Below are 14,933 nucleotides of genomic sequence, written 5' to 3' on the forward strand. Positions count from 1 at the left end.
TATTAGATACTAGAATCATCTTTGTCGTTACTTACTTTGCTAATCGAATCGCGCATTAAAGTATCAGCTTGTACGTTTTTATAGTTCATATAATCCATAACTCCGATATTACCTGAACGCAGTGCATCAGCCATCGCTAATGGAACTTCAGCTTCAGCAAGTACAACTTTAGCACGCATCTCTTGAACTTGTGCAATCATTTCTTGTTCTCTAGCAACTGCCATTGCGCGGCGCTCTTCTGCTTTTGCCTGGGCAATGTTCTTATCTGCTTCAGCTTGTTCAGTTTGAAGATTTGCACCGATGTTTTCACCGATATCAACATCTGCAATATCAATCGAAAGTATTTCAAAGGCAGTACCCGAGTCAAGACCTTTAGATAGTACTGTTTGTGAAATCATATCCGGATGCTCAAGTACTTTTGCATGGTTTGCAGAAGAACCAATTGTAGAAATGATTCCTTCACCAACACGAGCAATTATTGTTTCTTCACCCGCACCACCAACGAGACGATCAATATTGGCACGAACTGTAATTCTTGCTTTTGCTTTTACTTCAATTCCGTTCATCGCAACACCTGCGATGAAAGGTGTTTCAATTACTTTAGGATTTACAGACATCTGAACCGCTTCTAATACGTCACGACCTGCTAAATCAATTGCAGCCGCCCGTTCAAATGTCAGTTCGATGTTAGCACGGTGTGCAGCAATAAGTGCATTGACGACACGGTCTACGTTACCACCAGCAAGATAGTGACTCTCTAGCTGGTTAATAGAAATATCCAAACCTGCTTTATGTGCTTTAATAAGTGGTATTACAATTCGATTCGGGATAACTCGACGTAATCTCATCCCAATAAGTGTGAAAATACTTACCCGAACTCCAGCCGCCATTGCGGAAATCCAAAGTGCTACGGGAACAAGTGTGAAAAATACTGATAAAACGAGTATTACAACAAAGATTATTGCAAGTGTTGTTACTAAAGCCGCATCAAATACCATTATTTAATTTCCCCCTTCTCTTCTGGTTCTCTGACAACAATACGAGAACCTTCAACCTTTACAATGATAACACTTTTACCCCGGTCAATGTAACTTCCATCAGAAACTACATCGATACGTTCACCGTCTAACTCTATTGTGCCCGCAGGCCTTAGTGGTGTCGACGTTTTTGCAATTCGATTGAGAAGCTCGGTACGGTTAATATTGGAAACGTATCCACTCTCCGTATCCGTCGAATCCATTAGTACTACTTTGTTTAATAAGTGTAACTTTTTACCGAAAAATTTCATAATAATCACCATCCCTGTCAGAGCGATGACAAGTGCGATAAGGACAGAAACAGCCATATGCATTGGATTGCCACCTGCCATAATGATACTACCGATGATTGCGAACGACCCTAAAATCCCCGCAATACCACCTGGAAGGAAAAACTCCGCGACGACCAACCCAATTCCTAATACAAAAAGAATTATTGATTCATATCCCGCAAGTCCTGCGACAAGGTGTCCATAAAAAAAGAGCATTAAAGATGTTATTGCCATTGTTCCTGGAACGCCGAACCCTGGTGAATACAATTCTACCACAAGACCAAGCCCAGCGATGGATAAAAGTATTGGAACAACAATTGGACTCGTAATAAATCGAGCAATTCGTTCAGTAAACGTTTCAGATGTAGAAACTACTTGTGCGTTTTCATAACCAGTTACTTTTAATAATTCCTCAAATGATGAAACCGTTTGTTTACTATACCCAACCGATTTTGCTCCACTTGCAGTAAGTGTCAGAAGTTTTCCTTTACCCGCATCCAAGTCTGGTAGATTGATTGAGGGATCTGCCATCGCGAGAGCATATATCACATCTTTGCCCGACGATTCAGCTGCGGATTTCATAGCGGCGAGCCACGCACTATCCGCCTTATCGCTTGCAGCATTACCGGTAGATTCAATCACTTGTGCTGCACCCATTGTAGCACTCGGCGTCATATAAATTGCGTCTGCATAGAGCGCTAAGAAAGCTCCAGCGGAAAGTGCACGATTATTAATGAAAGCGAATACTGGTAATTCAGTACCATTTAAGATTTTCGCAATATCCTGTGCAGCGTCCACAAAACCTCCAGGTGTGTCGATATCAAGATAGATCGCTTTTGCACCAGCTTCTTCTGCTTCATTAAATGATCGTTGTAAAAAGGCCTTTAGTCCCTTTTCAACTTCATCTGTAACTGGCACTCTATATACTTTTGTCGCATTTGCACCCGTTTCGATAAACGGTAGTGTAACAGCGGTTACAAACAGAATGAACAGGAGCATCCTTCTAATTATTTTTATCATTTGTATTTCACCTCTCTCCTTATATTCAATTGTATTCTTTATACGTTTAAAAAGGGTAGAAGTTTCACTTTAAGCGAAACTTTTTTAACTACCAAATTAAATAGCTCTACAAAATAAAACTATTTTATTTTAAGAACAGACTAAATTGAACAATAAATCTTATGAGTTGTTTCTATAATATCAAAATAAACCGAAGTATCCAAAAAAGGACCCTCCGGTTTTTAAAATTCGTTTTGAAAATATAAGGCGAATCCAAAGTAAATAGCAATGCTATTACGGTAGATTAGAATTTACGTTTTCTTGCAGCCTCAGACTTTAATTTACGTTTAACACTCGGCTTTTCATAATACTCTTTCTTTCTTGAATCGCGAATTTTTCCGCTTTTGGAAACATCACGTTTGAAGCGTCGAAGAGCATCTTCAAGCGATTCGTTTTTACGAACAACTGTTTTCGACATATCTCTTGTCCCTCCCTCCGAACACACTTCGTGTCCATGGCCTAGTGCCATGTACTTAAACATTATACCTCACAATTAATATATGGTCAATATAATTCTTGTAATTAATTAATAATCTGATTCAGATGTTAAACCTTTCATAATCTGTGCGCCTGAACTTGCACCGATCCTGGTAGCACCTGAACTAAGCATGTTGTGTACGTCTTCAAGACTTCTTACACCGCCAGAGGCTTTCACTCCCATAACAGGTCCAACTATAGCTCTCATTAATTTAACATCTTCTTCGGTTGCCCCTCCAGTTGAAAAACCGGTGGAAGTTTTAACAAAGTCGGCACCAGAAACAACAGCTAATTCACATGCTGTTCTTTTTTCTGCATCCGTTAGAAGGGATGTTTCAATAATAACTTTTACGATTGCTTTGCCCTTTGCCGCATTCACAACTGCAGAAATATCCTGTTTCACAAGCTCATCATTACCATCTTGAAGTGCACCCATATTAATTACCATGTCAATTTCTTCGGCACCATTTTGAATCGCATTTTCAGTTTCAAATGCTTTTACCTCAGTAGTTGTAGCACCAAGAGGAAATCCGATTACGGTACATACTTTAACTGTTGAACCCTCTAGTGCATCTGCAGCCGTTTTCACCCATGTAGGATTCACACAAACGGATGCAAATGAATACATACGTGCTTCAGCACATAGATTTTCAATCTCATTTTTCTTCGCATCTGCTTTTAATAATGTATGATCAATATATTTCGCTATATTTGTATTCAAAAGAATACCTCCCTGTAATTGTTCGTACTATTTTAATCATAACAAGATTGTACAAAGACTGCACTAAAAAAGCTGTATTCCTGATGTAGGAACACAGCTCACGCGATTAGACAAGTACTATTTCCTGGTCATCAAGTACTCTAACATACTTACCTTCACTATATGGATAACCAGCTTTTGTTAGTTTGACGCGCACGATTTTACCAATCATCGACTCATCGGCTTGGAAATAGACCTTCAAATAATTATCTGTATATCCCTCATAAAGCCCACTGTCTTTATCAAGTTTGTACTTCTCCTCCGGAATGACTTCCAATACTTCCCCATCAAATAAGGTTGCATATTCTTTTGCCAATTGATCATTCAATTCAATCAATCTATGAACACGATTGTTTTTCACATTTTCATCTACTTGATTTTCCATTCGAGCCGCAGGTGTCCCAGTTCGTTTTGAATAAGGAAAAACATGCAATTCAGAAAAACGGTGATCACGGATAAAATTGTATGTATCCATAAACTCTTCTTCTGTTTCGCCTGGAAACCCTACAATCACATCTGATGTGATTGCTAACTGTGGTAATGCTTCACGCAAGCGATCCAGTCGTTCTGCAAAAAACTCCATCGTATACTTTCTTCGCATGCGCTTGAGCACTGAATCTGAACCTGATTGTATCGGAATATGAAGATGACGAACAACAATTGATGAATTTTTCAGCACATCTATGACTTCATCAGTTAATTGGCTTGCCTCAATTGAGCTTATTCGAAGACGTTTTAACCCTTTAACTTTAGTTTCAAGATCACGTAATAAACGAGCAAGATTATAATCTTTCAAATCTTCCCCATAACCACCTGTATGAATACCGGTTAGAACGATTTCAAGATATCCCGCGTCTACTAATTGCTGTGCTTGACGTATCACTTCTTTTGGATTGCGTGACCTCATTAATCCACGGGCCCAAGGAATAATGCAAAATGTACAGAAATTATTGCATCCTTCTTGAATTTTCAAAGAAGCACGTGTTCGATCCGTAAATGTAGGTACATCTAATTCTTCATATACTCTATTTTTCATAATATTACCAACAGCATTGATAGGCTTACGCTCTGTTCGGAATTCATCAATCAGCCCAATTAGTTTTGTACGGTCTGATGTACCCACGACAATATCTACACCAGGTATCGCCATAATTTCTGCTGGAGACGTTTGTGCATAACAACCAGTCACACAAATTACCGCATCCGGATTATTACGAATCGCACGGCGAATAACTTGTCTGCTTTTTTTATCGCCCGTATTTGTTACTGTGCAAGTATTAATAACATAGACATCCGATTTTTTTTCAAAATCTTCACGATTGTAATCAGCATCTTTAAATAATTGCCATATTGCCTCGGTTTCATAATGATTTACTTTGCAGCCCAGCGTGTGAAACGCAACTGAAGACATGGCTGCTCACCTCCTTCATTCAAATTCGCAAGACATTGCAGATAATAAAAAGAGTGGAGCTGTTTCCGTTCTTAGAATACGTGGTCCAAGAGAGGTGGAAAGAAAACCTTTTGCTAAAAATGCATTCGCTTCAGTTCTTGAAAGTCCACCTTCTGGTCCAAAAATCACAAGAATATTTTGACTTGCTTTTATCGTTTTCAATCGGTCAGCAATGCGATTTCGTTCGTCTTTCTTCGCATCTTCTTCGTCAGCAATTAGCAATACATCATAGTTATTTGCGACTTCGAGTAGCTGGGTTAATGTAAACGGATTTTCAATACTAGGGATGTTTGAACGATGACATTGCTCCGCAGCTTCTTTTGCAATCTTCTGTAGTCGTTCAATCTTTTTTTGTCCGCGTTTTTCATCCCATTTGACGACGGATCTTTCTGCTTTAAAAGGAATGAGTGCACTCATTCCTAGCTCTGTGCCTTTTTGTACAATTAAATCTAATTTATCGCCTTTTGGAAGTCCACATGCAATTGTTACATGTACAGGCATTTCATTTGAAGGGAGTGGTTCATTTTCACGTTGTATGAAAACTGTATCCTCACCTAATGCACGAATCGCAGCAGTAAAAGCAACCCCACTATGAACCGCAATAATTTGGTCGCCTACATTCATACGCATTACTCGTACGATATGTTTGCTGTCATCTTTTCCTATTACCGTTTTACCGTTTTCGTCAAACGGTTCTTCAAGAAAGTAGCGTTGCACTATCGTCACACATCCCTTTTCCGGGCAACAATTGCAATCCAGTCTTCCATTAATACAGATTCAATAATTTCAAACCCTTTACTCACAAGATCCGATTTTACTAAATCCCTTTTTTGCCCAATTATTCCCGAAACTATGAAAAGCCCGTCTTTTGGCAATAAAGTATATGCATCTTCTGAAAAACTAATAATAACTTCAGCCAATATATTTGCAATTATAACGTTCGGCTGAATATGGACGGATTCCAAAAGATTACCATGGGTAACTTTCACAATTGACTCAACTTTATTCAATTCAACATTTTCTTTTGCCGCAACTACTGCAACATAATCTAAATCAAGAGCTTGGACACTAGATGCTCCTAAAAGTGCAGCACCAATCGAAAGCACCCCAGAGCCCGTACCGACATCAACAACAATATCAGCTGGCTGAACATACTTTTCCAACGCCTGCATACACATGACGGTTGTTGGATGCGTACCCGTTCCAAAAGCCATCCCTGGATCTAGCTCAATAATTAACTCGTCGGACTCAACAGGTTCGTATTCTTCCCAAGTAGGTACGATCGTAAAACGCCCTGAAATCTTAACCGGGTGATAATACTTCTTCCAAGCAGTTGCCCAGTCTTCATCATCAACTTCATTTGTTTGAATGCTGTTTGCCCCTACGTCAAGTCCAAAACTCGCTAATTTTCCAATCGAATGCTCAATTTCAGTCATCGTCTCAATTAAGAAGCTATTAATCGGCAAATAGGCTTTGACTATTACTCCTTCATTCGGAAAATCATTTTTATCGAGTTCATAAATTTCACCAAAGCGGTCTTCATGAATTAGATCAGGTTCGTCTGAGTCCTCTATGATAACTCCGCTTGCACCAGATTCATGTAAAATGTTTGCTACAGCTTCAGTAGCTTCATGCGTTGTATGGATAGCAATTTCGGACCACTTCAAGTTGAGTCAGCTCCTTCAGTCACCTTTTATAGTACGTCTTATTTTATCAAATAATGAACTTGAATATTCTTCTGGTGAATTGCCACTGATGGCGGCAAATTCACGCATAAGTTCTTTTTGTTTTTCAGACATTTTTTTCGGTGTAATAATTTTAACAACCACATGTTGGTCACCTATTCCACGTCCGTGCACATTTTTAACACCTTTGCCTTTAAGACGGAATCTCGTTCCCGTTTGTGTACCGGCAGGAATTTTCAACTTGACCGCTCCTTGAACCGTTGGAACTTCAATTTCATCGCCAAGTGCTGCTTGTGGATAAGAAAGTCCGAGCTCGAGGTAAATGTCATCCTCTTCACGAATAAATCGCTCATGCGCTTTTACTCGGAATACGATGTACAAGTCACCTGCTGGACCACCGTTAACGCCTGGTTCTCCTTGACCCGATACACGTAATTGTTGCCCATCATCGACACCTTCAGGAATTGTGACTTTGATTTTTTTACGCTTCGTAACTGTTCCTTCACCGTGACATGTTGTACATTTTTCCGGAATAATTTTACCTGTTCCTTGACAATGATTACATGCTCTACGATTTACCATCCTACCTAATGGCGTATCTTGAGTTACGCTAATTTCACCAGTACCGCTACAATGTCTACATGTTGTAGGTGAAGTTCCTTTTTTCGCACCACTACCCTTACAAGTATCACATGTTTCATCTTTAGGTACTTCAATTTCAGTTTCTTTCCCGAAAACAGCTTCCATGAAATCAATCGTCATCGTGTATTGTAAATCGCTCCCTTTTCTAGGGGCATTTGGATCACGCCGGCGTGTATTTCCACCAAAAAACGTACTAAATATATCTTCAAATCCAAAGTTATCTGCTCCGCCACCGCCAAACCCTTGATTGGGATCTGTGTGTCCGAACCTATCATAGTTCGCTTTCTTAGTCTCATCGCTTAATGTTTCATACGCTGTAGTAACTTCTTTAAATTTCTCAACAGCATCATCGGCTTTGTTTAAATCAGGATGATATTTTTTTGATAAAGACCTATAGGATTTTCGAATCTCATCTTTTGTTGCTGATTTTGTTAATCCAAGCACTTCATAAAAATCACGTTTACTCATTACTTCACTCTCCCAAAACATTTACATGTTGACTATTGTACCATGCAGAATCATTTATTGTTAAAAAAGGAAAGGCCAAAGCCGGAATATCGGACTTTGACCTTTCCGTCAACTCTTATACAACTATTCAATAAAAGCGTAGGAATAGAGAAAGCCAAGGGCCTGAGTTTAACAGGTCATGCAGTTTGTTTTAACGATTTGCGAATAAACAACTTCATTCAAAACGACATCTACATTAATTACTCAAACCGCATAACCCTTTGGCAGTGCTATCTAAAGCATACGCAAATTCACTATTCTTACATCGCTATGAAATACTTTTTATACTTACTTTTTATCTTCGTCGACTTCTTCAAAATCAGCGTCGACAATATCATCATCTTCTGCCGTTTCAGCGGCTTCTGAACCTTGTGCCGCCTCAGCTTCTGCAGCAGCTTGCTCATATAACTTTACAGACATTTGCTGAACAAGTTCTTCAAGCTTATCTTTCTTCGCACGAATTTCTGTAAAATCTGCTGCTTCCAAAGCAGTTTTCAACTCTTCTTTTGCTTCTTCAACTTGCTTAACTTCGTCTTCAGAAACTTTTCCTTCAAGTTCCTTAACTGTTTTTTCAGCCATAAATACTAACTGGTCAGCATCATTTTTCAAATCTGCTTCCTCTTTACGCGTTTTATCGGCTTCAGCATTCTCTTCCGCTTCTTTAACCATGCGCTCGATATCTTCATCAGTTAGTGAAGAACTTGCTTGAATTGTAATATTATGTTCTTTTTGTGTACCAAGGTCTTTCGCTTTAACTGTTACAATACCGTTTTTATCGATATCAAATGTTACTTCAATTTGAGGAACACCACGTTGAGCTGGTGGAATATCCGTCAATTGGAAACGGCCAAGTGTTTTGTTATCGCTAGACATTGGACGCTCACCTTGAAGTACATGAATATCTACAGCAGGTTGGTTGTCTGCAGCTGTCGAGAACACTTGTGATTTACTTGTTGGAATTGTCGTATTGCGCTCTATCAATTTTGTAAATACATTCCCCATCGTTTCAATACCAAGTGAAAGTGGAGTAACGTCTAGAAGTACAACATCCGTAACATCTCCGCTAAGAATTGAACCTTGAACTGCTGCACCTAATGCAACAACTTCATCAGGGTTAACACCTTTATAAGGCTCTTTTCCAGTTTCTTTTTGGATTGCTTCTTGTACAGCCGGAATACGAGTTGATCCTCCAACTAAGATTACGCGGTCAATTTCTGCCGCTGTAAGATCTGCATCTTTTAGAGCTTGTCGAGTTGGAACCATTGAACGTTCAACAAGATGTGCAGTTAGTTCATCAAATTTCGCACGAGTAAGTGTTATTTCTAAGTGAAGTGGACCTGAATCTCCAGCTGTAATAAATGGTAATGAGATTTGTGCTGATGTAACACCAGAAAGATCTTTTTTCGCTTTTTCAGCACCGTCTTTCAATCTTTGCATTGCCATTTTATCTTTAGAAAGGTCAATTGCGTTTTCTTTACGGAATTCACCAACAAGATAGTCGATAATGACATCGTCAAAATCGTCTCCACCTAGTTTGTTATCTCCGGCAGTTGATAATACTTGGAATACGCCGTCTCCTAATTCAAGGATCGATACGTCAAATGTTCCACCACCAAGGTCATAAACAAGAATCGTCTGATCCTCATCCATTTTATCAAGACCGTAAGCAAGTGCAGCTGCCGTAGGCTCGTTAATAATCCGCTCTACTTCAAGTCCAGCAATTCTTCCTGCATCTTGTGTAGCTTGACGCTGTGCATCACTAAAGTAAGCAGGAACTGTAATAACAGCTTTTGTTACTTTTTCACCAAGATATTCTTCTGCATAATTCTTCATGTACTGAAGAATCATTGCCGAAACCTCTTGTGGAGTATATTCTGTGTCTTCAGCTTTCACTTTATAATCTGAGCCCATTTGGCGTTTAACAGACATAATCGTATTCGGGTTGGTAATCGATTGACGCTTCGCTACTTCACCAACTTGACGTTCCCCATTTTTAAACGAAACGACAGATGGTGTTGTACGATTGCCTTCCGGATTTGGAATTACTTTTGGCTCTCCGCCTTCATATACCGCTACTACTGAGTTTGTTGTTCCTAAGTCGATACCAATAATTTTACTCATAATCAAATTCCTCCTATGGAAATATCATAAATTTATGTTTATTATTTATTCATTTACTTTGACCATTGATGGCCGTAAAACACGATCTTTTAACATATACCCTTTTTGCAGTTCTTCAAGAACTGAACCAGATGGCTTGTCCGGATCATTTTCCGTCATAATTGCTTGATGGAAGTTCGGATCAAAGTCCTTGTCTTCTGCTTCAATTTCAACAAGTCCTTCTGCCTCTAATGCGTCTAAGAGTGTGCGATAAATCATTTCCATACCCGTCATCATAGAACTTACTTCTTCAGATTTAGCCTCAAGGCTGAGTGCCCGCGAGAAATTATCAAGTACAGGGAGTAAGTTCGTTAAGATATTTTGTGAGCGATATTTCTGAAGAGCCTCTTTATCAAGATTCACTCTTCTTTTGAAATTTTCGTAATCCGCAAGAAGTCTAAGTCGCTTGTTCTCTTCTTCTTGAAGTTTTACAGTGAATTCCTTTACAATATCTCCGTCTTCAGAGATATTTGTCTCTTCACTTATTGTTTCATCAGAAACGATTTCATTTTCCAATTCTTCATTTAAATTTTCAACTACAACATCTTCATTAACTACTTCACTATTCTTTTCCATTAGTAGTCGTTCCTCCTAGCTGTTCCGCCACCGATTATCAGTTTTCCTAATTCCCGTGACAAATCATTGCTAATTAAATCCAGCATTTTAATTACACGAGCATAATCCATACGGGTTGGTCCTATGATAGCTATCGAGCCAGTCATATTGTCGCCGGCAGAATACGTCGCCGTAATAACGCTAAATTCTTCCATAGCATTATGATTATTCTCCGAGCCTATCCGAACTTGAATACCGATTCGGTCGTCTTCGAAAAACGTTGTCGCAGGCGCTCCTTTGTCGATGAGCTCAAAAAACATTTTCATCTTGTGGACGTCTTTAAATTCGGGCTGGTTCATCATATTCATTTTTCCACCAAAATACAATCTTTCTTCCGGTGTAATTGCAATCGCTTTTTGGAACGAAGAAAACAATTCTCCAGCTTCATGAATATGGTGTTCAAGAACCGTTTTCGTTTCTTTGGCAAGCATTTTCTCAAGATTGATTAGAGGCGTTCCCACTAGGCGTTCATTTAAGATATTTACCATTTTTTCAATATCAGATGTCGTAAAGCCCTCGGGAACATTGAATAACCTATTTTCAACTCTTCCATTATCAGTAACAATTATTGCTACAGCTGTCATTTGATCAAGTGGAACAATTGTAAAACGTTTCACTTTATGAAGGGAAGAATCTGGTCCTAGAAGAATTGACGTATAATTTGTCAAATCCGAAAGAATTGTTGCCGATTTCCGAATCAATTCCTCCGTAACAAGAATCTTTTCTTGGAAAATTGAACGAAGTTGCTTACTGTCTTCAGTGTTCAGCTTTTCCGGTGTTAACAAATGGTCGACATAAAATCTGTACCCTTTTTCGGAAGGAACCCTACCCGAAGACGTATGTGTCTTTTCCAGATAGCCCATATCTTCAAGGTCGGCCATCTCATTACGTATCGTCGCCGAACTGAATGGCGCCTCGGGTTTCTTCGAAAGTTGTCGTGATCCGACAGGTTGTGCGGATTGAATGAAATCGTCGACCGTCAATTGCAAAATGAGTAATTGTCTGTTCGTCAACATAATCATCACTCCTGTTAGCACTCATTAACGTCGAGTGCTAATACTAATGATAATTTAACAAATATGAACCACACTGTCAACAAATTGACTTTGATTTAATTAAGGAATTGCTGAAATACTTCATTGCCTCTGAAGACACCAATCTTTGTAAGTTTAATTCGTTCACCTACGCGTTCAACAAGTCCGCTTTGAACTAGCGATTCTAAGGTGGTTCCGTACACTTCATCCAGTGCTTTTCCGAACTTCTTTTGGAAAAGCGCACTAGACACTCCTTCAGACATTCTAAGTCCAAGGAACAATTCTTCTTCCATAGACTCTACATTTGTTACGATATGTGTATTTTGTATTGGACGTAAACCGCTGTCTACTTTTTCCATATATTTCGCAATCGGTCCAATGTTTGAATATCGATTACCCATTAAGTAACCATGTGCGCCGGCCCCAACACCAGCATACGTATCATTTTCCCAATATATTTTGTTATGAATCGATTGTAATCCAGGAAGAGAGAAGTTACTTATTTCATATTGCTCACGCCCGTTTTTCTCCATATGATCAATGAGCATATGGAACATTTCAGCCTCCATATCTTCACCTGGAAGTGGTAATTTACCTTTATTCATTAAGTTATAAAACACAGTTTTCGGTTCAACAATGAGCGAGTATCCTGAATAATGGGGAAGGTTCAGTTCTGTTGCTTTTATTAGTGTATCTTCCCATTGCATCCTGGATTGACCTGGTAAACCATAAATTAAATCGATGCTAATATTTTCAAATCCTACCTTCCGAGCATCTGCAACAACACGTTCTGCATCACCCGGACTATGGGTTCTTCCGATTTTTGTTAACATTTCCGAATCAAAAGATTGTACGCCGATACTCAGTCGATTGACTCCACCATCTTTCAAAACGCGGAGCTTGCCGAGCGTTAATTCATCAGGGTTGGCTTCTGTTGAAAACTCTTTTAATGCCTTTACATCTACATGTTCCTGAATAATACTTAACAGGCGATCAAGTTGTTTTTCTGATAACGATGTAGGAGTTCCGCCGCCTAAAAAGACTGTTTCAACTCCCTTAAATGAAATTCCCTCGTCCTGCATCAAAGTGAGCTCTTTGCCCATAGATTCGATGTATTCATCAACAGGTTGGTTTTTAAAAAAGACTTTATTAAAATCACAGTAATGACATATCTGATGACAAAACGGGATATGAATATACATTCCTCGCATTTTGTACTCCTCCACTCTTAACGGAAAAAAGGAGGCATAGTTGCCCCCCTTCTCCGAATTTACATTAATAATCGTAACGCCTTATTCCTCGTCCATCTTAAGAACTGCCATAAAGGCTTCTTGAGGTACTTCTACTGAACCAACTTGCTTCATACGTTTCTTACCCTCTTTTTGTTTATCAAGAAGTTTTCGTTTACGGGAAATATCTCCTCCGTAACATTTGGCAAGAACGTTTTTACCAATTGATTTAATCGTTGAACGAGCAACAATTTTGTTACCGATTGCTGCCTGAACAGGTACTTCAAACTGTTGTCTCGGAATAAGTTTTCTCAACTTTTCAACGATTGCCTTACCACGTTCATAAGAGAAGTCATTATGCACAATGAAGCTTAGTGCATCTACTTGTTCGTTGTTCAATAAAATATCCATTTTCACAAGTTTTGATGGTCTATAACCAATTAACTCATAATCAAATGAAGCGTACCCTTTTGTGCTTGATTTTAATTTATCAAAGAAATCATATACGATTTCAGCAAGTGGAAGTTCATAAATGATATTGACACGTGATGCATCCAAGTAGTCCATCGTCATGAAGTTACCTCGTTTTTTCTGACAAAGCTCCATTACAGAGCCAACATATTCGTTTGGCACCATAATTGAGGCTTTCACATAAGGTTCTTCAACAGATTGTACTTTTTGTGCATCTGGCATCATTGCAGGATTATCTACATTCATTTCAGTGCCGTCTGTCATAATTACTTTATAAATAACACTTGGTGCAGTTGTTATCAAATCAATTTTGAATTCCCGTTCGATACGCTCTTGAATAATTTCCATGTGTAGTAAACCAAGGAATCCGCAACGATAGCCGAAGCCAAGTGCTTGAGAAGTCTCCGCTTCATAATCAAGTGCAGCATCGTTAAGTTCAAGCTTTTCGAGTGCTTCACGAAGATCATTGTATTTGGAAGTATCGATTGGATACAAACCACAAAACACCATTGGATTCATTTTGCGGTAACCTTCTAAAGCTTCTGTGGCAGGATTTATTACTCCAGTTATTGTATCCCCAACTTGAGTATCCCCGACATGTTTAATGGAAGCCGATAAATATCCCACGTCACCAACATTCAATTCATCTCTGTGCGTTGGTCTTGGTGTGAATACACCCGTTTCAAGTACTTGAAACTTTTTACCCGTTCCCATCATCAGAATTTCGTCCCCAGGTTTAATTGACCCGTCTATAATACGAATATAAACAATTACTCCCTTATAAGGATCGTAAATTGAATCGAAAATAAGCGCCTTGAGTGGTGCGGATGGATCCCCTTGTGGAGCAGGAACTTTCGCAACTATTTGCTCTAGTATATCTTCAATACCAATTCCAGCTTTGGCTGAAGCATGCACTGCATCAGACGCGTCAAGTCCAATAACGTTTTCGATTTCTTTTTTCACTCGTTCTGGATCGGCCGCTGGCAAATCGATTTTGTTAATAACCGGCAAGATCTCAAGATTGTTATCAAGTGCAAGATAGACGTTTGCAAGCGTCTGGGCCTCGATTCCTTGAGCAGCATCGACAACCAAAATCGCACCTTCACATGCAGCTAAACTTCTAGAAACCTCATATGTAAAGTCGACATGTCCAGGAGTATCTATTAGATGGAACGTATAATCTTGACCGTCTTTCGCTGTATAAACCAACTGAACAGCTGTTAGCTTTATCGTTATTCCGCGTTCTTTTTCTAAATCCATCGAATCTAATGTTTGTGAACTCATTTCTCTAGTAGTTAATGTTTTTGTCTTTTCCAATATGCGATCGGCCAACGTCGACTTCCCGTGGTCAATATGTGCAATAATTGAAAAGTTTCTAATATTCTTTTGGCGTTCCAATTTTTGTTCCAAATTCATCTATCTTCACTCCTAATTAAGCTATTTGCATTATAGCAGATAACCGTCCATCTTGTTGTATCTTTATGTTAAATCCTATTTAAACACAGGTTTACGAAAACACATTGCATTTTTGTTTT

Annotated in this window: 13 protein-coding genes; all 13 read right to left on the reverse strand. The window is 39.0% G+C overall.

Annotation, left to right across the window (positions count from 1 at the left end; translation table 11 throughout):
- Positions 1–2: 2 nt before the first annotated feature.
- The 13 genes from floA to lepA all read right to left on the reverse strand — a co-directional run bounded on the left by floA (position 3) and on the right by lepA (position 14,814).
- A complete protein-coding gene (floA, locus tag ACP8HH_RS10460; RefSeq protein WP_438311020.1) occupies positions 3–998 on the reverse strand; it encodes a flotillin-like protein FloA in 996 nt (331 codons plus the stop codon).
- Entirely contained in the window at positions 998–2,329 is a 1,332-nt protein-coding gene (locus ACP8HH_RS10465) for an NfeD family protein (RefSeq protein WP_438311023.1), read from the reverse strand. Before ACP8HH_RS10465 ends, floA begins: the two co-directional genes overlap by 1 nt.
- Before the next feature lie 283 nt (positions 2,330–2,612).
- A complete protein-coding gene (rpsU, locus tag ACP8HH_RS10470; RefSeq protein WP_381535180.1) occupies positions 2,613–2,786 on the reverse strand; it encodes a 30S ribosomal protein S21 in 174 nt (57 codons plus the stop codon).
- A 108-nt stretch (positions 2,787–2,894) separates the two neighbouring features.
- Entirely contained in the window at positions 2,895–3,566 is a 672-nt protein-coding gene (gene deoC / locus ACP8HH_RS10475; RefSeq protein ID WP_438311026.1) for a deoxyribose-phosphate aldolase, read from the reverse strand.
- Positions 3,567–3,672: 106 nt separating this feature from the next.
- Positions 3,673–5,016, reverse strand: a complete 1,344-nt coding sequence (mtaB, locus tag ACP8HH_RS10480; RefSeq protein ID WP_438311029.1) for a tRNA (N(6)-L-threonylcarbamoyladenosine(37)-C(2))-methylthiotransferase MtaB — start codon at positions 5,014–5,016, stop codon at positions 3,673–3,675.
- A 15-nt stretch (positions 5,017–5,031) separates the two neighbouring features.
- On the reverse strand, positions 5,032–5,772 hold the full coding sequence (locus ACP8HH_RS10485; RefSeq protein ID WP_438319121.1) for a 16S rRNA (uracil(1498)-N(3))-methyltransferase: 741 nt from the start codon (positions 5,770–5,772) through the stop codon (positions 5,032–5,034).
- Positions 5,773–5,777: 5 nt separating this feature from the next.
- Positions 5,778–6,722, reverse strand: a complete 945-nt coding sequence (gene prmA, locus ACP8HH_RS10490; RefSeq protein ID WP_438311031.1) for a 50S ribosomal protein L11 methyltransferase — start codon at positions 6,720–6,722, stop codon at positions 5,778–5,780.
- Positions 6,723–6,737: 15 nt separating this feature from the next.
- Positions 6,738–7,850, reverse strand: a complete 1,113-nt coding sequence (gene dnaJ / locus ACP8HH_RS10495; protein ID WP_438311033.1) for a molecular chaperone DnaJ — start codon at positions 7,848–7,850, stop codon at positions 6,738–6,740.
- Positions 7,851–8,177: 327 nt separating this feature from the next.
- Positions 8,178–10,010 carry a molecular chaperone DnaK gene (gene dnaK / locus ACP8HH_RS10500; RefSeq protein WP_438311036.1) on the reverse strand — a complete coding sequence of 611 codons (1,833 nt, stop codon included), beginning with the start codon at positions 10,008–10,010 and terminating at the stop codon, positions 8,178–8,180.
- Between the two features lie 45 nt (positions 10,011–10,055).
- Entirely contained in the window at positions 10,056–10,625 is a 570-nt protein-coding gene (grpE, locus tag ACP8HH_RS10505) for a nucleotide exchange factor GrpE (protein WP_438311038.1), read from the reverse strand.
- Complete coding sequence (gene hrcA / locus ACP8HH_RS10510; protein ID WP_438311040.1) at positions 10,625–11,680, reverse strand: heat-inducible transcriptional repressor HrcA; 1,056 nt, start codon at positions 11,678–11,680, stop codon at positions 10,625–10,627. The genes grpE and hrcA overlap by 1 nt, the downstream gene beginning before the upstream one ends.
- A gap of 95 nt (positions 11,681–11,775) precedes the next feature.
- Positions 11,776–12,909: a radical SAM family heme chaperone HemW gene (gene hemW, locus ACP8HH_RS10515; RefSeq protein WP_438311042.1), complete on the reverse strand. Its 1,134-nt coding sequence runs from the start codon at positions 12,907–12,909 to the stop codon at positions 11,776–11,778.
- Between the two features lie 81 nt (positions 12,910–12,990).
- Positions 12,991–14,814, reverse strand: a complete 1,824-nt coding sequence (lepA, locus tag ACP8HH_RS10520) for a translation elongation factor 4 (protein ID WP_438311044.1) — start codon at positions 14,812–14,814, stop codon at positions 12,991–12,993.
- Positions 14,815–14,933: the final 119 nt, after the last annotated feature.

This window comes from Sporosarcina sp. FA9 (assembly GCF_051550205.1).
GTDB lineage: Bacteria > Bacillota > Bacilli > Bacillales_A > Planococcaceae > Sporosarcina.

Bases quoted from the DNA above. Each gene is read 5' to 3' on its own strand.
- floA (WP_438311020.1), bottom strand. From the start codon at position 998: ATGGTATTTGATGCGGCTTTAGTAACAACACTTGCAATAATCTTTGTT.
- ACP8HH_RS10465 (WP_438311023.1), bottom strand. From the start codon at position 2,329: ATGATAAAAATAATTAGAAGGATGCTCCTGTTCATTCTGTTTGTAACC.
- rpsU (WP_381535180.1), bottom strand. From the start codon at position 2,786: ATGTCGAAAACAGTTGTTCGTAAAAACGAATCGCTTGAAGATGCTCTT.
- mtaB (WP_438311029.1), bottom strand. From the start codon at position 5,016: ATGTCTTCAGTTGCGTTTCACACGCTGGGCTGCAAAGTAAATCATTAT.
- dnaJ (WP_438311033.1), bottom strand. From the start codon at position 7,850: ATGAGTAAACGTGATTTTTATGAAGTGCTTGGATTAACAAAATCAGCA.
- dnaK (WP_438311036.1), bottom strand. From the start codon at position 10,010: ATGAGTAAAATTATTGGTATCGACTTAGGAACAACAAACTCAGTAGTA.
- grpE (WP_438311038.1), bottom strand. From the start codon at position 10,625: ATGGAAAAGAATAGTGAAGTAGTTAATGAAGATGTTGTAGTTGAAAAT.
- hrcA (WP_438311040.1), bottom strand. From the start codon at position 11,680: ATGTTGACGAACAGACAATTACTCATTTTGCAATTGACGGTCGACGAT.
- hemW (WP_438311042.1), bottom strand. From the start codon at position 12,909: ATGCGAGGAATGTATATTCATATCCCGTTTTGTCATCAGATATGTCAT.
- lepA (WP_438311044.1), bottom strand. From the start codon at position 14,814: ATGAATTTGGAACAAAAATTGGAACGCCAAAAGAATATTAGAAACTTT.